This window comes from Bifidobacterium miconisargentati (genome assembly GCF_019331675.1).
Lineage (GTDB): Bacteria > Actinomycetota > Actinomycetes > Actinomycetales > Bifidobacteriaceae > Bifidobacterium > Bifidobacterium miconisargentati.
Window position 1 is genome coordinate 267,361 of record NZ_JAHBBJ010000001.1, and the last position, 20,817, is coordinate 288,177.

General features: G+C 66.2%; 17 protein-coding genes. 2 read left to right on the forward strand and 15 right to left on the reverse strand.

Annotated features, from left to right (window positions below; translation table 11 throughout):
* Positions 1-227: 227 nt before the first annotated feature.
* The 15 genes from KIH81_RS01150 to KIH81_RS01220 form a co-directional block, all read right to left on the reverse strand.
* Positions 228-1,466 carry an argininosuccinate synthase gene (locus KIH81_RS01150; RefSeq protein ID WP_214303703.1) on the reverse strand — a complete coding sequence of 413 codons (1,239 nt, stop codon included), beginning with the start codon at positions 1,464-1,466 and terminating at the stop codon, positions 228-230.
* A gap of 101 nt (positions 1,467-1,567) precedes the next feature.
* Positions 1,568-2,095 (reverse strand): arginine repressor, encoded by a 528-nt coding sequence (locus KIH81_RS01155; protein ID WP_214303704.1) that lies wholly within the window; start codon positions 2,093-2,095, stop codon positions 1,568-1,570.
* A complete protein-coding gene (gene argF, locus KIH81_RS01160) occupies positions 2,092-3,057 on the reverse strand; it encodes an ornithine carbamoyltransferase (RefSeq protein WP_214303705.1) in 966 nt (321 codons plus the stop codon). Before argF ends, KIH81_RS01155 begins: the two co-directional genes overlap by 4 nt.
* Before the next feature lie 11 nt (positions 3,058-3,068).
* Positions 3,069-4,364 carry an acetylornithine transaminase gene (locus KIH81_RS01165; RefSeq protein ID WP_214303706.1) on the reverse strand — a complete coding sequence of 432 codons (1,296 nt, stop codon included), beginning with the start codon at positions 4,362-4,364 and terminating at the stop codon, positions 3,069-3,071.
* Positions 4,354-5,310 carry an acetylglutamate kinase gene (gene argB, locus KIH81_RS01170; protein ID WP_214303707.1) on the reverse strand — a complete coding sequence of 319 codons (957 nt, stop codon included), beginning with the start codon at positions 5,308-5,310 and terminating at the stop codon, positions 4,354-4,356. The genes KIH81_RS01165 and argB overlap by 11 nt, the downstream gene beginning before the upstream one ends.
* 191 nt (positions 5,311-5,501) lie before the next feature.
* A complete protein-coding gene (gene argJ, locus KIH81_RS01175; protein WP_214303708.1) occupies positions 5,502-6,680 on the reverse strand; it encodes a bifunctional glutamate N-acetyltransferase/amino-acid acetyltransferase ArgJ in 1,179 nt (392 codons plus the stop codon).
* Positions 6,677-7,771 carry an N-acetyl-gamma-glutamyl-phosphate reductase gene (gene argC / locus KIH81_RS01180; RefSeq protein WP_214303709.1) on the reverse strand — a complete coding sequence of 365 codons (1,095 nt, stop codon included), beginning with the start codon at positions 7,769-7,771 and terminating at the stop codon, positions 6,677-6,679. Before argC ends, argJ begins: the two co-directional genes overlap by 4 nt.
* Positions 7,772-7,931: 160 nt before the next feature.
* Positions 7,932-8,690 (reverse strand): hypothetical protein, encoded by a 759-nt coding sequence (locus tag KIH81_RS01185; RefSeq protein ID WP_214303710.1) that lies wholly within the window; start codon positions 8,688-8,690, stop codon positions 7,932-7,934.
* Positions 8,691-8,836: 146 nt separating this feature from the next.
* Positions 8,837-11,446: a phenylalanine--tRNA ligase subunit beta gene (pheT, locus tag KIH81_RS01190; protein ID WP_214303711.1), complete on the reverse strand. Its 2,610-nt coding sequence runs from the start codon at positions 11,444-11,446 to the stop codon at positions 8,837-8,839.
* A 7-nt stretch (positions 11,447-11,453) separates the two neighbouring features.
* Positions 11,454-12,521, reverse strand: coding sequence for a phenylalanine--tRNA ligase subunit alpha (pheS, locus tag KIH81_RS01195; protein WP_109056880.1), 1,068 nt, complete (start codon positions 12,519-12,521; stop codon positions 11,454-11,456).
* A 65-nt stretch (positions 12,522-12,586) separates the two neighbouring features.
* Complete coding sequence (locus KIH81_RS01200) at positions 12,587-13,561, reverse strand: TrmH family RNA methyltransferase (RefSeq protein WP_214303712.1); 975 nt, start codon at positions 13,559-13,561, stop codon at positions 12,587-12,589.
* Between the two features lie 115 nt (positions 13,562-13,676).
* Complete coding sequence (locus KIH81_RS01205) at positions 13,677-14,594, reverse strand: energy-coupling factor transporter transmembrane component T family protein (RefSeq protein ID WP_214303713.1); 918 nt, start codon at positions 14,592-14,594, stop codon at positions 13,677-13,679.
* The gene (locus tag KIH81_RS01210; protein WP_214303714.1) at positions 14,591-16,189 is read right to left on the reverse strand and encodes an ABC transporter ATP-binding protein; all 1,599 of its coding nucleotides are present in this window, start codon (positions 16,187-16,189) and stop codon (positions 14,591-14,593) included. Before KIH81_RS01210 ends, KIH81_RS01205 begins: the two co-directional genes overlap by 4 nt.
* Positions 16,189-16,788, reverse strand: a complete 600-nt coding sequence (locus tag KIH81_RS01215; RefSeq protein ID WP_109056876.1) for an ECF transporter S component — start codon at positions 16,786-16,788, stop codon at positions 16,189-16,191. Before KIH81_RS01215 ends, KIH81_RS01210 begins: the two co-directional genes overlap by 1 nt.
* 294 nt (positions 16,789-17,082) lie before the next feature.
* Positions 17,083-18,465: a dipeptidase gene (locus KIH81_RS01220; RefSeq protein ID WP_214303715.1), complete on the reverse strand. Its 1,383-nt coding sequence runs from the start codon at positions 18,463-18,465 to the stop codon at positions 17,083-17,085.
* Positions 18,466-18,558: 93 nt separating this feature from the next.
* Between KIH81_RS01220 and KIH81_RS01225 the strand changes: the two genes are divergently transcribed.
* Complete coding sequence (locus tag KIH81_RS01225) at positions 18,559-19,188, forward strand: DUF3043 domain-containing protein (protein WP_109056874.1); 630 nt, start codon at positions 18,559-18,561, stop codon at positions 19,186-19,188.
* A gap of 122 nt (positions 19,189-19,310) precedes the next feature.
* Positions 19,311-20,807 carry a dihydrolipoyl dehydrogenase family protein gene (locus tag KIH81_RS01230; RefSeq protein WP_214303716.1) on the forward strand — a complete coding sequence of 499 codons (1,497 nt, stop codon included), beginning with the start codon at positions 19,311-19,313 and terminating at the stop codon, positions 20,805-20,807.
* Positions 20,808-20,817: the final 10 nt, after the last annotated feature.

Genomic DNA, 20,817 nt, shown 5'->3' on the forward strand with positions numbered 1-20,817 from the left:
GCCTATCAGCGTTGGGCTACATAGTAAGTCGACTTTATTGTTGGCATTATTGTCAGCATTGTCAGCGTTATTGTCAGTACCACTGACAATAACATCGTTGGCTCAAGCAGCAAACAAATATAAAAGTCCTCTCTGCCTTAGGCAGAGAGGACTATACAGATTAGGGGACTCCCCTCAGTCAGCTGCGCTGACAGCTCCCCTCGGAGAGGGGAGCCAAGGTGTGTTCGTTACTCCACGGTGTTGGTCGGCACTTCGATGCCGTTGCCGAACTTGACGTCGCGGGCGGCGGCCACGCGGGTCGGCAGGCCGTAGATGTCGATGAAGCCGTTGGAGGACTTGGAGTCGAAGCTGTCGCCGGAATCGTAGGTGGCGAGCTTGTAGTCGTACAGCGAGGTGTCGGAACGACGGCCGGTCACCACGGCGCGGCCGCCGTGCAGGACCATGCGGATCTCGCCGGAGACGTACTTCTGGGTGTCCTCGATGAAGGCGTTCAGGGACTGGGTGGCCGGGGAGAACCACTGCGCATCGTAGACCAGCTCGGCCCAGCGCTTGTCAATGTCACGCTTGATGCGGTGCTGCTCACGCTCGAGGCAGCAGTTCTCGAGCTCCTGGTGAGCGGTGATGAGGGCCACGGCACCCGGAGCCTCGTACAGCTCGCGGGACTTGATGCCGACCAGACGATCCTCGATGAGGTCGATGCGGCCGATGCCCTGGGCGCCGGCGCGGCGGTTCATCTCCTCGATGGCCTGCAGCGGGGTGACGTCGCGGCCGTCGATCTTGACCGGGACGCCCTGCTTGAACTCGATGACTACCTCGTCCTCGACCGGCGGGAAGGCCGGATCGTCGGTGTAGGAGTAGCAGTCCTTGGTCGGACCGTTCCACGGATCTTCCAGGAAGCCGGTCTCGATGGCGCGGCCCCACACGTTCTGGTCGATGGAGTACGGGGACTTCTCGGTCTGGGTGATCGGCAGCTTGTGCTCCTTGGCGAACGCGATCTCCACGTCGCGGGTCAGCGCCAGATCACGGATCGGGCTGATGGCCTTCAGGGTCGGGTCGATGGCTGCAATAGACACCTCGAAACGCACCTGATCGTTGCCCTTGCCGGTGCAGCCGTGGGAGATGGTGTCGGCGCCGAACTGGTGGGCGGCGCGCACGAGGTGCTTGGAGATGAGCGGGCGGGAGATGGCGGAGACCAGCGGGTAGACGCCTTCGTACATGGCGTTGGCCTTGAGGGCCTTCATGCAGTACTCGTTGGCGAACTCGTCGCGGGCGTCGACCACGTAGGACTCGACGGCGCCGCAGGCGAGGGCGCGCTGCTTGATGGTCTCCAGGCTCTCGCCGCCCTGACCGACATCGAGGGAGACGGCCACGACATCCTTGCCGGTGCGCTCCTTCAGGTACGAAATGGCGACGGACGTATCGAGACCGCCGGAATAGGCCAGAACAATGCGCTTGTTATCTGCCATGGGTCACCTTTCCTATAAGTCAAAAACAAACTGATGCAAGTATATACAGACCTATGCATATTTATGCATGGGCGTGTTGAGCAAAGGAGAATAGCGAACGTCTACTTCGAGACGAGGGCGAGGAGCCAGTCGCGGCGGGTGGCGGCGGCATCGTCATCGGCGCAGATCACCATCACGGTGTCATCGCCGGCGATGGTGCCGAGCACGCCGTCGAGCGGCTGCTTGTCGATCACCGACGCCACGTACTGGGCCGCACCGGACGGCGTATGCACCACCACGAGATTGCGGGCGGCGGCCACCGAGGTGACCAGGCCGGAGAGCACGCGGGCCATCTGCTGTTCGCCGCGCTGTCCCACATCCTCGCCGGCATCCGCACCGGACGCCCCGCGATCCACCGCATACGCCACCGTTCCGTCCCGCAGACGGGTCTTGACCGCATGCATCTCGTCGAGGTCGCGGCTGAGCGTGGCCTGCGTGACCACGATGCCCTCGTCGAGGAGGATCTTCGAGAGCTGCGACTGCGAGGTGATGACATGCGTGGCCAGCGCCTCTTCGATGGCGCTGAGCCGGGCCGCGCGGGTGGCGGGCCGCTGTAGGGACGGTGAGGTCTCGCTGGCGCGAGCGGTCATGCGAGCAGGCTTTCGTCGCCGCGGGCCTTGCCGGTCAGCCACGTCAGCAGCGCCTTCTGGGCGTGCAGACGGTTCTCGGCCTCGTCCCACACCACGGACTGAGGGCCGTCGATCACCTCGGAGGTGACTTCCTTGCCGCGGTAGGCGGGCAGGCAGTGCTGGAAGAGCGCGTCCGGCTTGGCCAAGGCCATGAGCTCGGCATTGACCTGGTAGTCCCAGAACGGCTTGGAGCGGATGGCGTACTCGGCTTCCTCGCCCATGGAGACCCAGGTGTCGGTGAAGACGCAGTCGGCGCCCTCCACGGCGGCCTTGGCGTCGGTGGTCACCGTGATGGAGCCGCCGGTCTGGGCCGCGATGCGCTTGGCGTCGGCCACGATGTCCGGGCGGGGCAGGTAGCCGTAGGGGCCGGCCACGCGCACGTCCATGCCGGCCACCGCGCCACCGAGCAGGTAGGAGTTGGCCATGTTGTTGGCCGCGTCGCCCAGGTAGGCGATGGTCTGGTTCTTGAGGTTGTCCACGCCGCCGCGATGCTCGGCGATGGTCTGGAAGTCGGCGAGAATCTGGCAGGGGTGGAAGTCGTCGGTCAGGGCGTTGACCACCGGGTGGGTGGAGTACTTGGCCATCTCCTCGACGCGGTCCTGGCCGAAGGTGCGCCAGACCACGCCGTAGGCCATGCGGTCGAGCACGCGGGCGGTGTCCGCCACGGGTTCACCGCGGCCCAGCTGGGAGCCGGACTTGTCGATGACCAGCGGGTAGCCGCCGAGCTCGGCCACGCCGATAGAGAAGCTGGAGCGGGTGCGGGTGGAGGGCTTGTCGAACAGCACGGCCACGGCCTGCGGGCCGGCGAACGGCTGCTTGTAGAAGCGATCCTTGTGGAACTTGATGGCGAGCTCGAGGACCTGCTTCTGCTCCTCGTGGTTGAGGTCGTCATCACGCAGCATGTGACGCAGTTCTGGGGTCATGATGGATCTCCTTAGTCGTTGGGCAGGTCGGCGGGGACGTTCTTCAGGACGGCGACGGCCTGGTCGATGTCCTCGGCGGTCACGATCAGCGGCGGTGCGAAGCGCAGCGCGTCGGGGGCCACCGCGTTGACGATGAGCCCGTGTTCGAGGCAGTAGTTCATCACAGCGTGGGCGCACGGGTGCTTGAGCTCCACGGCGTCCAGCAGGCCACGGCCGCGCACGGAGACGTACAGCGGGTTGCCAGTGGCCATGATGCCTTCGCGCAGCTGCTTGCCGCGTTCCTCGGCGTTGGCCACCAGGTTCTCGTCCTCGATCACGCCGAGCGTGGCGAGGGCGGCGGCGGCGCCCAGCGGGTTGCCCGCGAAGGTGGAGCCGTGCGAGCCGGGGGTGAACAGCGAGGCGAGCTTGGCGCCGAAGGCGATCATGCCGCCCATCGGGAAGCCGCCGGCCACGCCCTTGGCGAAGGTGACCATGTCCGGGGTCACGCCGCCGGAAAGATCCTCGCGCTGGAAGGCGAACCAGGAACCGGTGCGGCCGATGCCGGTCTGCACCTCGTCGATGATGAGCAGCGCATGATGGATGTCGCAGATCTCGCGCACGAACTTGACATAGTCGGCGCCGAGCGGCTTGACGCCGGCCTCGCCCTGGATGAGCTCCAGGATCACCGCGGCCACCGGACCCTTGCCGTAGTGGCCGACGCCGGTCTGGGCGAAGGAGTCGTGCAGGGCGATCTTGTCGCCGGCGCGCACGAATTCGATGTTCGGCACGAGCGGGTCGTACGGCTTGCGGATGTTCGGCTTCCACGTGGCGGACAGCGCACCCATCGTACGGCCATGGAAGCCGTGCGTCATGGCGATGATGCGCGCGGGCTTGCCGCCCACGGACGGCAGTGCGCCCGGCAGCGTGCGGCCGTAGAGCTTGGCGAGCTTCAGGGCGGCCTCGTTGCCTTCGGCGCCGGAGTTGCCGAAGTAGACCTTGGAGCCTTCGGGGGCGCCGGCGAGCTTGACCAGCTTGGCGGCGAGCTCGATCTGCGGCTCGGAGGCGAAGTAGTTGCTGATGTGGGCCATGCGGCCGGCCTGCTCGGTGACGGCCTTGACCCACTTGGGGTGGGCGTAGCCGAGCGAGTTGACGGCGATGCCGGCGAGGAAGTCGAGGTATTCGTTGCCGTCCACGTCCCAGATGTGCGCGCCCTGGCCGTGGTCCATCACGCGCAGCGGCGTGCCGAACACGTTCATGTGGACCTGGGAGTACTCCCCCAGCCACTTGCTGTCTTCGGCGCCCAGTGTTTCCTTATGTTCAGTAGCCATAGGAGCTCCTCATTTCCAGTCCGTCCTCCGGTACGACCATGGTGCCGATGCCGGCGGAGGTGAATATCTCGTTCAGGATCGAATGCGGCTTGCGGCCGTCGATGATGTGGGCCTGGGGCACGCCGCCGTCGAGGGCGCGCACGCACGCCTCCATCTTCGGGCGCATGCCGGATTCCAGGTCGGGCAGCATGTCGCGCAGGTTCTCCACGCCGATACGGCCGATCAGGGAGTTCTTGTCCGGCCAGTCGGCGTACAGGCCGTCCACGTCGGTCAGGATGACCAGCTTGTGCGCGCCGACGGCTGCGGCGAGGGCCGCGGCGGCGGAGTCGGCGTTCACGTTGAGCACTTCGGTGGCGTCCTCCTCATTGGGAGCCACGGAGGAGACCACCGGGATGCGGCCGGCGGCCACCAGATCCTCCACGGCGGAGGCGTCCACGGAGACCACGTCGCCCACCAGACCGATGTCCGTGGGCTTGCCGTCGATGACGGGCTTGCGCTGCATGGCGGAGAACAGGCCGCCGTCCTCGCCGGACAGGCCGACCGCGAGCGGGCCATGCGCGTTGATCAGGCCCACGAGCTCGCGCGAGACCTTGCCGGTCAGGACCATGCGCACCACGTCCATGGCCTCGGGCGTGGTGACCCTTAGGCCGCCCTTGAACTCGGACTTGATGCCCAGGGCCTTGAGCATGTGGGAGATCTGCGGGCCGCCGCCGTGCACGACGATCGGGTGCAGGCCCACCTGGCGCAGAAAGACCATGTCCTCGGCGAAGCAGCGCTTGAGGTTCTCGTCCACCATCGCGTTGCCGCCGTACTTGACCACGATGCGCTGGCCGGCGAACTCTTCCAGCCACGGCAGCGCCTCGATGAGCACTTCCGCCTTCTGATCGGCCCTGAGGTCGGTATGCACGTCGAAGTGGAACCCAGGTCCCTTCAATTCAGTAGCCATTGTCTTCTTTCCTAATTACACGTTTTCTCTTGGCTCCCCTCGCTGAGGGGAGCTGGCGGCGAGAGCCGACTGAGGGGAGCCGTTCGGGACTGACTTACGCGGCGCTCCCCTCAGTCACCTCCGGTGACAGCTCCCCTCAGCGAGGGGAGCCGGAATAGAGGAGCGCTGAAACCCGTCAGCTCTCGCGGAACTCAGCTTTCGTAGTCGGCGTTGATATGCACGTACTCGTGCGTCAGATCGTCCGTCCAGACGGTGGCCTGGGCGTCGGAGCCGGTGTTGAGGTCGATGTCGATGTGGACCTCGCGCGGGGTCATGTCCACTTCGCTGCGGTCGCGTCCGGCGCCGCCGTTCTCGCAGATGCGCACGCCGTTGACGTCCACGGTCACCTTGTCCGAGTCGTACGGGGCGACGTCCGGGGGCACGGTGCCCAGGGAGCTCACGATGCGACCCCAGTTCGGGTCGTTGCCGGAGATGGCACACTTGAGCAGGTTCGAGGCGGCCACGGCGCGCCCGCAGGCCAGTGCCGCGTCCTCGCTGGTGGCACCGGTGACGGTGATGCGGATGTCGTGGGATGCGCCCTCGCCGTCGCCGATGATCTGGCGGGCCAGGGAGGCGCAAGCCTCACGCACGAGCTTGTTGAACTCGTCCTTGTCCGGTTCCACGCCGGAGGCGCCGGAGGCGAGCAGCAGGACCGTGTCGTTGGTGGACATGCAGCCGTCCACGTCGATGCGGTTGAAGGAGTGCTCGGTGGCGGTGGCGAGGGCTGCCTGCATCTGGCCGGCGCTCACCACGGCGTCCGTGGTGATGACGCACAGCATGGTGGCCAGCTGCGGGGCGATCATGCCGGAGCCCTTGACCATGCCGCCGATCTTCCAGCCGTTGGAACCGGTCAGGGTGACGGTCTTGGGCTTGGTGTCGGTGGTCATGATGGCGTGCGAGGCGTCCGCGCCGGCCTCGGGCGTGGCGGCCAGGGACTCGTAGGCGCTCTTCGCACCGGAGAGCACGTTGTCAAGCGGCAGGAGCTCGCCGATGAGTCCGGTGGAGCAGACGGCCACTTCGGACGGGTCGTCGGCACCAATCAGGGAGGCCACAGTCTTGGCGGTGGCCACGGACTGCTGGTAGCCGGCCTCGCCGGTGCAGGCGTTGGCGCCGCCGGAGTTCAGAATGACGGCCTTGACGTGGCCATCGGCCACGGCCTTGCGGCTCCACTGCACGGGGGCGGCGCAGAAGCGGTTCGAGGTGAACACGCCAGCGGCCGCGTCCAGCGGGCCGTTGTTGACGACGAGGGCCAGATCCTTCTTGCCCTCAACTGCGGAAATGCCCGCCACCACGCCGGCGGCGGAGAAACCTTGTGCGAATGTGACGCTCACGGTGCGACTCCGATCTTGGTCAGGCCCGCGTCTTCCGGCAGGCCAAGTGCGATGTTCAGGGACTGGACCGCCTGTCCGGCGGTGCCACGGTTGAGATTGTCGATGGCGGCGAAGGCGTAGATGCGGCCGGACTTGCGGTCGGTGACCACCTGAAGGTGCGCCGCGTTCGAGCCGATGATGTTGCCGGTCGCGGGCAGCATGCCTTCGGGCAGCAGCACCATGAAGTCCTGGCCTTCATAGGCCTTGGCCCACACGGAGCGGATCTCCTCGTCGCTCATGGCCTGGGCCTTGTCCGTCATCTCGGCGGAGACGGTGGCCAGGATGCCTCGGGACATCGGTGCCAGAATCGGCGTGAAGCCGAGCGTGAACTCGCTGGCGGCCGTGGCGCTCTTGCCGGCGGCGTGGGCGAAGTTCTGCAGGATCTCGGGGATGTGGCGGTGCGTGCCGCCCACCGAATACGGCAGCGCGGACTGCAGGGCCTCGGAGGCCAGCAAGTTGGTGCGCTTGAGGTTCTTGCCGGCGCCGGAATAGCCGACCACCAGATCGGCCACAATGCTCTTGGACTCCACCAGGCCTTCGGCGATGCCGGGCTGGAGGGCCAGCGTGGTGGCGGTGACGTTGCAGCCGGGGCCCGCGATGCGCTTGGTGCCGGGCAGGGCCTCGCGCTGGCGGGTGTAGGTGCCGTCCGCGTTTTTGCCGGTGATGAGCTCGGGCATGCCGTACGTCCAATGCTCGTAGAAATCACCGCCATAGAACTCATCCCATGCGCTGCGCTCCTCCAGACGGTGGTCGGCGCCCAGATCCACGACCACGGCGTTCGGGTCGAGCTGGGATGCGAGTTTGCCGGACGCGCCGTGCGGCAGGGCGAGGATGATGACGTCGTGACCGTTCAGGACTTCCGGCGTGGTGTCCTCCACCGTCAGATCGGCCAGCTGGGGAATATGCGGCATGTGCTTGGCCATGGAATCACCCACCGAGGAGTGACCGGCCACGCAGGTGACCTCGAAGTCGGGATGCGCTGCAAGGATGCGCAGCGCCTCGCCACCGGCATAACCCGTGGCACCGGCCACGGCCACTGTGTATTTCGCCATACTCATCTCTTTTCAACTGATGTGTCTTGGACGAGTATACGCGATTATGCAGACTCATGCATATTTATGCAGTAGGTGTGTTGGTATGTGGACGCGCGGCAAATCGGTCTTCGGCTGCCAAACCGTTATGGAAGGCCCGGAAGCCGCATCGCGCCTGGTCTCACGCGGAAATGGAATCGCCGGAGGAGCCGGAGCCTCCCATACCGCCCATGAGCTGCTGCAGCGCTTCCTGATACAGCGTGGAGGCGTCCACGCCGTTCAGGGCCATCCAGATCACGGCGATCGTGTAGAGGATGTTGATGATCACGGCGGCCACCGCAAGGCCGAAGCCCTTCATATGGAAGGTGCGGGTACGCCACATGGCCACGCCGCCCATCAGCGCCGAAAGCACCGGCACCGGGAAGAACAGCGCGAGCACGAACGCGATGATCGCGTAGGAGTCCCAGTGTCCGTACAGCGGGTTCTGGGAGGGATCGTCGAGGTTGATGCCGTTGTAGAAGTGCGGCGGGCGATGCTGGCCGCGGGGACCGGTCTGGCCGTTGGCGTTCGAGTTCTGCTGGAACTGGCCCTGATACGGCTGGCCTTGGATGCCGGGGTAGCTGCCCGGCCAGTAGCCAGGTCCGAACTGTCCGCCCTGCTGGCCGTTCTGTTGCCCGGACGGCTGCCCTGACTGCCAGGGCTGTCCGCCTTGGCCATACGGCATACCGTTGGGCTGCTGCCAGCCGGTCTGCGGCTGGGCCCCGGCGGTGCCGGGAGCGCCCGTGCCATCGTTGGCACCGTTCGCCGATTGGCTGGAGGAAGTATCGGGAGCGCCATAGATATACGGATTGTAATTCGGGCCGTACTGGCTTCTCATCGCACCGTATTCGGGCTGCTGATACTGCCCGTATTCCGGTTGATTGTTCTCCGGCTGGCTCATGGCGCTCCTTGTGAAATATGAACCGGCTCTGTTCAGCCGCGATTGGTGGAAATACCCGCGGCTCCCCTTGTCAGGGGAGCTGTCACCGAAGGTGACTGAGGGGTAGTCTATGGAATCCCGGCGGAACAGAGCCTTTACGGTTGCGGTCAGGCTCGCAGCTGGGCGCCGAGTTCGGCGGCCTTGGCCACGATGGCCTGACGGATGGCGTCGCTGTCCTCGGCGGACAGGGTCTTGTCCGGGGAGCGGAACACCACGGCGTAGGCCAGGGACTTCTTGCCCTCGCCCACCTGCTCGCCGGTGAACACGTCGAACAGTTCGATGGACTCGAGGTTCGCGCCTGCGGCCTCACGGATCACGGCCTCAAGCTGGGCGGCGGACACCGTGGAGTCCACGGTGAAGGCCAGGTCCTGCTTGACGGGCGGGAACGTGGAGATCGGCTTGGCCTGCACCGGCTTGCCGCTCAGGGTGGCGAACAGCGCGGTGAGGTTGAGCTCGAAGGCGGCGGAGTGGGCCGGGAAGCCCAGCGCCTCGTTGACGCGCGGGTGCAGCTCGCCGACCCAGCCGACGAACGTCTCGCCCACCATCACGCGGGCGGCGCGACCGGGGTGCCACTGCACGGGCACGTCCTCGGCGGCGGGCTGGTCGAGCTCGATGGCGGCGCCGATACGGCCGGCGATGCGGCGCACGGCCTCGACGGCGTCGGACCAGTCAACCGGGCGCTTGCCGCCCAGCCAGCCCTCGTCCTCGGCCAGACCGGTCAGGATGCCGGCCACATGGTCGGGCTGGTCCGGCAGGCCGGCGTCGAGCGCGGCGAGCTGTTCGGCGGTCGGACGCACGCCGCCGGGCAGGGCCGGGATGGCGGGCGCGTTCGGATCCCACAGGTAGACGTGGCCCAGCTCGTAGAGGGACACGTTCTCGATGCCGCGGCGGATGTTGCGCTGCACGGTGGTGGCCAGGGTGGGCAGGATCTCACGGCGCAGGTACGGACGGTCGCCGTACAGCGGGTTGGCGATCTCCACGCTCACCTTCTTGGTGGCGGCGGGGTCGTAGCCGAAGGCCTTGTAATCGTCATCGCCCACGAACGGGTAGCTGAGCGCCTCGACCATGCCGTATTCGGCCAGCTCGTCCGCCACGCGGCGGCGACGCAGCTGGTTCGGGGTCAGGCCCACGAGGCCTTCGACCGGGGCGGGCGGCACGATGACCGGAATCTGGTCGTAGCCCACCAGACGCGCGATCTCCTCGACCAGGTCGCACGGCTCGTTCAGATCCGGACGCCAGGTCGGCGCGGTCACAGAGAACTCGCCGTTGCCGCCGCCGGCCACGGTGCAGCCGATGTCGGTGAGGATATCGGAGATGCGGTTGATGTCCACGTCGAGGCCGGCCACGCGGGCCACTTCGGTGGCCTTGAAGTGGATGGTCTTCGGACGGGGCGTGTTGTTCACGTCGTTCGGGAAGTCGCTGGGCTCGCCGTTGCCGTAGCGGGCCAGCAGCTCGGCGGCCATCTCGGTGGCGGCCGGCTGCAGCGCAGTGTCCACGCCGCGCTCGAAGCGGCGGGAGGCTTCGGACGGGATCTTGTGGCGGCGGGCCGAACGGGCGATGGTCACCTGGTCGAAGTGCGCGGCCTCGAGCAGGATGTTCTTGGTCTCGGCGGTCACTTCGCCGTACAGTCCACCCATCACGCCGGCCAGGCCGAGGATGCGCGAGCCACGCTCGCCGTTCGGGGAGTCAGTGATGAGCAGGTCCTCGGTGCTGAGCTCGTGCTCCTTGCCGTCGAGCGTGGTGAGCTTTTCGCCGGCGTTCGCGCGGCGCACCACGATCGGGCCCTCGATCTTGTCGAGGTCGTAGGCGTGCATGGGCTGGCCCAGGTCGAGCATCACGTAGTTGGTCACATCTACGGCCAGGGACAGGGAGCGCATGCCGGCGCGGGTCAGGCGGCGGCGCATCCAGTTCGGCGTCTTGGCGGTGGGATCGAAGTTCTTCACCACGCGGGCGTAGTAGCGGTCGCAGCCGGGCACGCCATGGATCGGGTTGTTGTCGTCGATCTCGATGTCGATGTCGACCTTGGTGCCGGGCTGGTAGTCGGACGGCTCCGGGGCCTTCTCATTGAGGGCCACGGCCGGATCGGTGTACGGCTGGCCGGTGGAGTGGTGGTATTCGCGGGCCACGCCACGGTAGGACAGCGTGTAGCCACGATCCGGAGTGATGTTGATCTCCAGCAGCGGCTGGTCGAGATGCAGCAGGTGCATCGCGTCCTGGCCGGGCTTCAGGGCGTCGTACTCGGCCTTGGAGAAGCCGTATTCGCGCAGCAGGATGATGCCGTTGTGGTTGTCGCCCAGGCCCAGCTCACGCTCGGAGGCGCACATGCCGTTGGAGATGTGGCCGTAGGTCTTGCGCGGCTCGATCTTGAAGTCGCCGGGCAGCACAGCACCGGGCAGGGTCACGACGACCTTCTCGCCGGCCTTCATGTTGGGCGCGCCGCAGATGATGCCGCGCGGCACCTTGTTGCCGTTCTCGTCGGTCTCGTTCCATTCGTCGCCGCAGTCCACGTGGCACCAGTTGATGACCTTGCCGTTCTTCTGCGGTTCGGGAGTGGCGTCCACCACGTAGCCCACCACGATCGGGCCGGTCACCTGGGAGGAGTGGATCTCCTCTTCCTCAAGGCCCACCTTGACGAGGTCCTTGGCGAGCTGTTCGTAGGTCAGGCCCTCGGGAACCTCGACATGGTCCTTGAGCCAATCGATATCGATCATAGGCATGGGTAACTCACTCCCCCATCACAAACTGTTCGGCGAAACGGACGTCGCCCTCGACCAGGTCATGCATATCGTTGATGTCGCTGCGCAGCAGGAGCGTGCGCTCCATGCCCACGCCGAACGCGAAGCCGGTGTAGACCTCCGGGTCGATGCCGGCGGACTTGAGCACGTTCGGGTTGACCATGCCGCAGCCACCCCATTCGAGCCAGCCGGGGCCGCCCTTCTTGTCCGGGAACCACAGGTCGAGCTCGGCGCTCGGCTCCGTGAACGGGAAGTAGCTCGGGCGAAGGCGGGTCTTGGCCTCCGGGCCGAACATGGCCACGGCGAGCTTGTCCAGCACGCCCTTGAGGTCGGCCATGGTCAGGTGCTTGTCCACGGCGAGGGCCTCGCACTGGTGGAACACCGGGGTGTGGGTGGCGTCCAGCTCGTCGGTGCGGAACACACGGCCGGGGCTGGCGATGTACAGCGGCACGCCGCGGGTGAGCAGCGCGCGGACCTGATCGGAGGAGGTCTGCGTGCGCACGACCATGTTGGAGCCCACGAAGCCGGCGGCGTCCTTGGCCTGGTTGCCCTTGACGTAGAAGGTGTCCTGCATCTGGCGGGCCGGGTGGTCCGGACCGAAGTTCAGGGAGTCGAAGTTGTACCACTCCGCCTCAACCTCCGGGCCGGAGGAGATCTGCCAGCCCATGGAGATAAAGAAGTCCTCGACGTCCTCCATCAGCTTGGCCAGCGGATGACGGGCGCCCAGCGGCTTGCGGTTGATCGGCAGCGTCATGTCCACGGTTTCGGCGGCGAGCGCGGCCTTCTCGGCGGCTTCCTTGAGCTCGGCCTCCTTGGGGCCGTACGCGCGGCCGAAGTCGGCGCGCAGCTTGCCCATGAGCTTGCCGGCTTCCTTCTTCTGGGCCGCGGGCAGGGATCCGATGGCCTTGCTGGCCTGGGTCATCGCCGAATCGGCGCCTGCGTACTGTGTCTTGATGGCCTTGAGCTCCTCCAGAGTGGAGGCTCCTTGGATTTTCTCGATGCCCTCGGCGACCGCTGCGGTCACCTGGTCGGCGTCGAACACCAGTTGTTCTGCCACGAGAACCCTTTCGTCCGATGATTTCTCAACGCGGTTTTCTAATGTTTGCAGCGTATTTTCCAAACTCACATTGTTTCAATATGACGCGACATAGCCAGGCTCATCAGCATCACCGCGGCCGATGTGCCGAGGTTGAGCGATTCGGCCTTGCCGTAGAGCGGGATGGAGACGATACGGTCGCATCTGCGCAGGATTTCGGTCTCCAGTCCACGTGCCTCATTGCCGAACAGCACGGCGCGGGAAGTCTGCGGTGACGGGGATTCCGCGGCGGTCGCGTCGGCTATCGCCTCGGTTCCGTCGGTCGCACCGGGCGCTTCAGTCAGTTCCGCAAGCACCGTGGGCAGGCTTTCCGGTTTGCGCTCCGGGGTACCGTATACGTCCGCGGCCCAGACGTCCACATGCTGGACGGCGGTCCAGGTGAAGAACTCCTCGGTGCCCATGGTCAGGACCGGCAGATGGAACAGGGAGCCCGCGGTGGAGCGGATCACCTTGGGATTGAGCACGTCCACGCAGTCGTCCACGAACACCACGGCGTCGCATCCGGCGGCGTCGGCGGCGCGGATCACGGTGCCGGCGTTGCCCGGATCGCGCACCTGCCAGAAGGCGGCGATGTTCAGGGGTTTGCCGGAGTCGGCGGAATCGCCGGGACCGCCGGACCTGCCGCCGTCGATCTCGAAGTCGGCGACGTCCACGCGCATGGCGCGCGCGTTGCCCACGGCCAGGATGCCTTGCGAGTCCGGGCTGATGCGGCGGATCACCTCGCCGGTGCACTGATGCACGTAGATGGTGGCGTCCTGCGATTTCTCGACGATCTTGGCGAGCGTGGACGAGACGATGCGCGGATGGTCGAGCGCCTGGCTGACCTCCACGTACAGATCCTGCACCACGTCCGGCCGCCAGGTGACGGCCTCGCGCACCGACTGCGGTCCTTCGATGAGGAACCGTCCGGACCGCTCACGCCCCTTGGAGCGTGTCAGGTCCGCGATACGGCGCACACGGTCGGATTTGGGATTATCAAGAATCTGGGCGTTAATCGGCATACGCCACAGCCTACCGCAACCATATATAAAAAGGTGACCGAAGCGATTGGCTTCGGTCACCTGTCATGGGTTCGTGCCTGGACGGCAATCATCCAGGTCGGGAGGTATCCGCCGATCAGGCGCCGCCGGTGAAGGCGAGGCGCCAATGGCCTGTGGCGATGGCCACGCCGAGGGAGATCAGCGGCACGGACAGGCAGATGGCGTAGAACAGCCAATCGACGGCCTTGAGCTGGGAGATGCGAGCCTGGGAGCGCGGAGCGTCGGAACCGAAGCCGCGGGCCTCCATGGCGGTTGCGAGCTTGGTGGCACGGCGAATGGAGAGCACCAGCAGGCCGAACGCCTGGGAAAGCGCGCGGGAGATGGCATTGCCGTCGCCGAGACCGCGGGAGCGCTGGGACAGGCCAAGCGCACGCCAGTCGTCCTGCAACAGCGTGAACATGCGCATGCCGGCCAGACCACCGTAGACGAATCGCGGCGAGAAATGCAGAATCTCCACCAGGCCATCGGCCAGGTCGGTGGGGTCAAGTCCCAACGCCAGAATCACGCCGGGCACGGCTATGGCGGCGACGCGAATCGCAGTGGCCAAGGCCAGCGGGAACGAGCCCTCGCTGATCACGATCCAGCCCACGGACCAGAGAATCCGGCCCGAAACCTTGGCGTATAGGAACACGGAGATGAAGCTGCCGAGCGCGGCGATCCACACCGGCCATGTGCGCCGGCATACGGTCCACGGGGTAACCCCGCCGATCCACAGCAACACGAATTCGATGCCAAGCGCCGTGGTGGCGGAGACCAGGTCAAGGCTGAAGAACATCGGGATGCACAGCAACAGCGCGCCGATGATGCGGCTCACCGGATTGACCTTCGCCACGAACCACGAGGGCGAGGCCGGCTTCAACGGATCCTCGCGCGTATCCTGCGCGCTGACGGTCACCACATCGGAGACGGCCGGCTTCACCGCGGCATCGGAAGCCGGGCCATGCTGCTTGCCATGCCCGGTACCCGTTACGCGGATGCTCACGCTTTCGCTCATGCCTCGCTCCTCTCCTGGAACATCACGCGACGCGCGCCGAGAGCATCCACCAGCGCCTCGTCATGCGTCACCATGATCACGCATGAACCGTGGTCACGAATCGCGGCGATCAGACGGACCATCTCGGTCCATGTGCGGAAGTCCTGGCCGAACGTCGGCTCGTCCATCACCAGAATCCTCGGCGCGGCGGCCAGCATCGAGGCCACGGACAGGCGGCGCTTCTCGCCACCGGACAGGGTGTACGGGTTGGCTTTGGCGAAGCGCGTCAGGTTCATGCGTTCCAGCATGCGGTCCGCCGTCCGGTATGCCTCATCCTGACTCTGTCCCATGGATTTGGGTCCGATGGACACCTCGTCGCGCACGAAGTTCGCAGCGAATTGATGCTCTGGCTCCTGGAATACCATGCCGATGCGCCCTAGCAGTTCCCGGCTTTTCCAATGAACCGGCTCACGGCGGTTCGGACTCGGCGCCAGTTCCTCGGCGACCAGCACCTGTCCGTCAATGGGCTGGAGCAGACCGGCCAGCGTCAACGCGAACGTGGATTTGCCGGCACCGTTCGGACCCATCAGCGCCGTGACCTCACCGGCATGGAAGTCCAGATCGATACCGGTGCCCAGCGCAGTGCCGCGGCCGAAGCTCAGGTTGTGGCAGCTCAGCACGGGTCGTCCGGCAGCTTCGGCGGCAACCGCCTTCGCATCATCGGCAGAACGGTCCCCGGCAGACCTATCACCGGCAGACAACGACTCCTTATTACCATCCGCAAGCGCAGCCTCTGCATCGCCGGATGCCGTAACGGATCGCGTTCCAGGACGATAGTTTGGAATCGCCCGCCCCGGCACCCATGCACCGCCTTCGGCGAGTACGTCGCCCATCGAGGCGAACACCTCGTCGGGCGTGCCGTCGGCGATGACCCCGCCGGACAGCGAATCAGCATCCGGACGCCCGAGCACGATCACACGGTCGACCAGATCCAGCCATACATCGATATGGTGTTCGACTACCACCATGGTCTGGCCGGTGGTCTCGATGACCTCACGGACCGCATCATGCACTTCCTGCACGCCCGCGGGGTCGAGGTTCGCGGTCGGCTCATCGAGCAGCAACAAACCCGGCTTCATAGCCAGCACACCGGCCAATGCCAGGCGCTGACGCTGTCCGCCGGAAAGATGACGGGTGGAGCGGCGCAGATCGAGCGCGTCCAACCCCACCAGATCGAGCGATTCGCGCACGCGCTGCCAAATCTCCTCGCGCGGCACGTTGAGGTTCTCGCAGCCGAAGGCCGCGTCATCGCCCAATCGTTCAAGAATGATCTGCGAGTCCGGGTCCTGGAGCACCAGGCCCACGCGGCCTCGCGCCTCGCGGGCGTCCACACCGTCGATGGTCAGGGAGCCTTCCTGCTCACCTTCCTCATCGCCGCCGAGTACGCCGGCGAGACCGGCCATCAACGTGCTTTTGCCCGCGCCGGAGGCACCGAGCAGGAGCACACGCTCGCCTGGCCGGATGGCAAAATCGACGGCACGCAACGCGAAGTCCTTGCGCGTCGCGTGCCGCCAGCCCCAGCCGCTGGCCTCGACCGCAGCCGGTTCGACCCTCATCAGACGCGGGCCTCGGCGCGACCGGACTCGAAGCGATCAAGCACGCCCGTGGCGGCAAGCGCACGGGAGAGGAACCAGACCACCACGCCGGCGATCACCAGGCCGGAGATGATGGAGCAGATCAGGTACATGCTCACGCGCATGGCGTTCCAGCTCGGGTTGGTGGCCCAGTAGTAGGCCCAGCAGCCCACGCCGGCGAGCGCGCCGGACAGCAGGGTGGTGCCGATGTTCCACTTCTTGTAGGCGAACACGGCGAACGCGATCTCAGCGCCGAGACCCTGGATGATGCCGATGATCAGGGAGCCGCCCACGCCCCACTGGTTGCCCAAGGTGAGCTCCAGGAACGCGGCGAGCGTCTCGGCGAACAGCGCGGCGCCCGGCTTGCGTACGATGATGGCGGCCAGCGGGCCACCGAACAGCCAGAATCCGTTGAGCAGACCCTCGAAACCGGGGGTCACGCCTTCGAAGATGGCCAGCGGGACGGTGCAGACGATGTCCCAACCCCAGAAGATGACGCCGGATGCGACGGCGATGATGGCGGCCACGACGATATCCACGACGCGCCACTTGTAGTTGGCTTTGGCAACGGCTTGTGCCATGTGAGTGCCCTCTCTTCTCTCTTCGCGCGGGTCATGACGAGTAACCCCACGCGGATTGGTTCAGGCACGGGTATGTAAGAGCGACAATTCCGTGAAGCGGCATTACCCGGTCACGTTCCATCGGTCGAGACTTCCGTCTCCTCTCAGCCGCCCTACGGCAGCTCCCGTGTCAACTCCCCGACTATAAGACAAGCCGCCGTCAAAGGCAATAGCGACTTTGACGGCGGCTTGATATTCGGAACGTCAGGGGTGTGCGGACGCCCTATGTTTCCCTGATATTCACATATCTTCTAGCTACCTACCCAGCTTGTCGAGCAGCAGGGCCTCGGTGATGACGTTGTCCTTCAGACCGGGCAGCGAGATGGATTCGTTGGGGCTGTGCGCGTTGGCCTTCGGGTCCTCCGGGCCGGTGACGAGCACCTGGGCGCCCGGGAAGAGGCGCTGCAGTTCGGGGATGAACGGGATGGAACCACCCTGGCCCTGGTTGATCGGGGCCACGCCGAACGCCTCCTCCATGGCCTCCAGCGCATCCTTGGTGGCCTCCGCGTTCGGATCCATGGCCCAGCCCATGCCGTTCTCGCCGGCCTCGACCTCCACTTCGGCACCGAACGGCGCGGAGCGCTTCAGATACTCCATCAGCGCGGCCTGCGCCTCCTCGGGGCGCTGGCTCGGCGCGGTGCGCAGGGACAGACGGAATCGCGTCTCCGGGCTGATCACGTTGAACGAGCCCTCGACCGGCTGGGCGTCGAAGCCGATCACCGCGAGCGCGGGCTTGGTCCACAGGCGGGAGGCCAGCGAACCGGTGCCGGCGAGCACGTAGGAGTCGACCACGCCCGCGTCGGCGCGCACGCCGTTCTCGTCCACGTCCTGCTGCAGGCCGCCCACCGGCTCCTCGGAGGCGATGCCCGGCACGGCCAGTTCGCCGTTGTCGTCGTACAGGGAGGAGATGAGCATCGCGGCGAGTGTGTTGGAGTCCAGGATCGGGCCGCCGTACTGGCCGGAATGCACCGGGTGCTTCAGGCCGCGCACGGTGACGTCCACGGTGGTGTTGCCCCTGAGCGAGGTGGTCAGGGAGGGGATGTCCGCCGCCCAGTTGCCCGAATCGGCCACGATGATCACATCCGCGGCGAACTCCTCCCTGTGGGCGGAGATGAACGGGATGAAGCTCGGCGAGCCCATCTCCTCCTCGCCTTCGATGAACACCTTGATGTTCACCTTGAGATCGTCACCCAGGGCCTTCAACGCGCCGGAGTGGATGGCGATGCCGCCGCCGTCGTCCGCGGAGCCGCGACCGTAGAGGCGGCCGTCGATCTCGGTGGCGACGAACGGGTCGGTGTCCCAGGCGGAGGCGTCCGGCACGGGCTGCACGTCATGGTGCGCGTACAGCAGCACGGTCGGGGCGTTCGGGTCCACGATGCGCGAGCCGATGACCTCCCAGGCACCCGGGGTGCCGTCCTCGTTCGCGGCCTGAACCACCTTGGCGTCCACGCCCACCAGCCTGAGCTCCTCGGCCACGAATTCGGCCGAACGCTTCATGTGCTCGGCGGTGATGCCCTTGGCGGAGACCGACTGCAGCGCGATCTTGCGCGAAAGCAGCTCCACGATGCGGTTCCAGTCGGATTCCACGCGCGAACGGATCAGCTCGGCGTCCAGCGTGCCGGCGTTGGGTGCGGCCATATGCCCTCCTCTATATATAACGGCGTCATTGCAGCGGTTGCAGTCCGCAAACACCGCTTGAACAGTGTCTGAACGTCACCGTAACCTCAAAGCATGACATGGAATCCGTTCAAGAAGAAGGAAGAGGCCCAGGCTCCCGTTGAGCAGAGCGCCAAGGCCGTCAAGAAGACCGACCCCAACGGACCGAAGGGCCGCCCGACTCCGAAGATGAAGCAGGCCCAGGCCGCCGGCATCCGGCCGCTGGTCCCCGCCGACCGCAAAGCCAGCGCCAAGGCCGCCAAGGCCCGTATGCGCGAGCGTGAGAACGCCGAGTACGAGGCCATGCAGAAGGGCGATCTCAACCACATGCCCAAGTCCGAGCGTCTGCCGTGGCGCATCTACATCCGCGATTACGTGGATGCCCGCTTCAACATCGGCGAATGGTTCATTCCGGTGGCCTTCGCTATTCTGATCGTTTCGATGGTGGTCACGTCCGTGTACGCGAACGCATGGTCCTCCATCATCATGATGGTGCTCATGTACGGCTACCTGATCGCCGTGATCATCGATGTGTGGCTGATGTGGCGCAAGCTCAAGGCCAAGCTCATCGCCAAGTACGGCGAGGCCTCCGTGGCTAAGGGCTCCCGCTCGTTCTCCTACGCCTGGAGCCGTGCGATCCAGATGCGCCGCTGGCGTCTGCCCAAGCCGCGTTACGACAAGCGCGGTCACTGGCCGGAGGACTAGTTCTTTTCACCAGGTTGGCGGCGTCGGCTGCCGGCATAACGTGTTGTGGCTCCCTATGATGGGAGCCACAACTGTTTTTTGAGCGGAAAACGAATGCCGGCACTTCGATTCAGGGAGGATTCATGAGCGGACAGAGCGAACAGTTTGACGTGGCGATCATCGGAGCCGGCCCCGGCGGCTATTCCACGGCCCTGCGCGCCGCCGAACTCGGCATGAAGGTCGCTTTGATCGAACGCGACGCCACCGTGGGCGGCACATGCCTCAACCGCGGCTGCATCCCCTCCAAGGCGCTCATCACCGCCACCCACACCATCGACACCGTGCACCGTGCGGCCGAACTCGGCGTCAACGCCTCCGTGGAGGGCATCGACTTCGGCACCCTGCGCGACTACCGCCTACGCATGGTGGACACCATGGTTCGCGGGCTCGCCGGACTCCTCGCCCACCGCGGCATCACCGTGCTGCGCGCCGCCGCATCCTTCAACGCCGACCAGACGGATTCGGACGGCCGGCACATCGTCCATCTGCTCCCCTCCCCCGGCCAAAGCGAGATCCAGGCATTCCACAAGGCGGACGTTCCCGAACCGGCCGGCGCCGCGCTGGACGTCATCGCACCGAACGTGGTGCTCGCCACCGGCGCCGCACCCCGCCCGCTGCCCGGCACCCCGTTCGCCGGCGCGCTCATCGATTCCACGCAGGCCCTCGAACTGAACGAATTCCCCTCCTCGGCCGTCATCATCGGCGCCGGCGCCGTCGCCCTGGAATTCGCCTCGATGTGGAACGCGGCCGGTTCGAACGTGACCCTGCTCATCCGCAAGGACCGCGTGCTGTCCGCCTGGGACCGTCGCTCCGGCATGACACTGACCCGCGAACTCAAACGTCACGGCGTCAACGTCATCACCCGAACCGCCGTGACCCATGTGGACGTGGGCGCGAACCTCGGCGCCACCGTGCACTACACCCGCGAGGGACAGGACGGCGAGCAGAGCGTCTGGGGCGAGATCGCACTGGCCGCCATCGGCCGCACCCCGCTCACCGACCCGGCGTGGGCCGTGGACCTCATGGACGGCGGCTACGTGGTCACCGATGCGTACGGACGTGCCAGCAAGCCCGGAGTCTGGGCCGTGGGCGATGTGACCGCGGGCCATGCGCTGGCCCATCGCGCCTTCGAGCAGGGCATCGTCATCGCGGAGACACTGGCCGGGCTGCACGCCAAGCCGGTGGACGAGGACACCGTGCCGCAGATCGTCTTCTCCTCACCTGAAGCGGCCTCGGTGGGACTGACCATCGAACAGGCGCAGTCGCGCGAGGATCTGGTGGAGGTCAAGGAGACCGTCTACCCGATGATGGCCAACGCACGCATGCTCATGCGCGGCACGGCCGGATCGCTGACCATCGTCTCCGGCTGCGACGCCGCCGATCCGGACACCCCGCGCGTGCTCGGCGTGCATATGGTCTCCCCCATCGCCTCGGACATCATCGCCGAAGCCGAACAGCTGGTGGGCAACCGGGTGCCGCTCTCGGACGCGGCCCGGCTCATCCACCCCCATCCCACGTTCGTCGAGGCGCTCGGCGAGGCGTTGCTCAAGGCGGACGGCCGGCCGCTGCACACGCGCTGAGGCGCGCAGC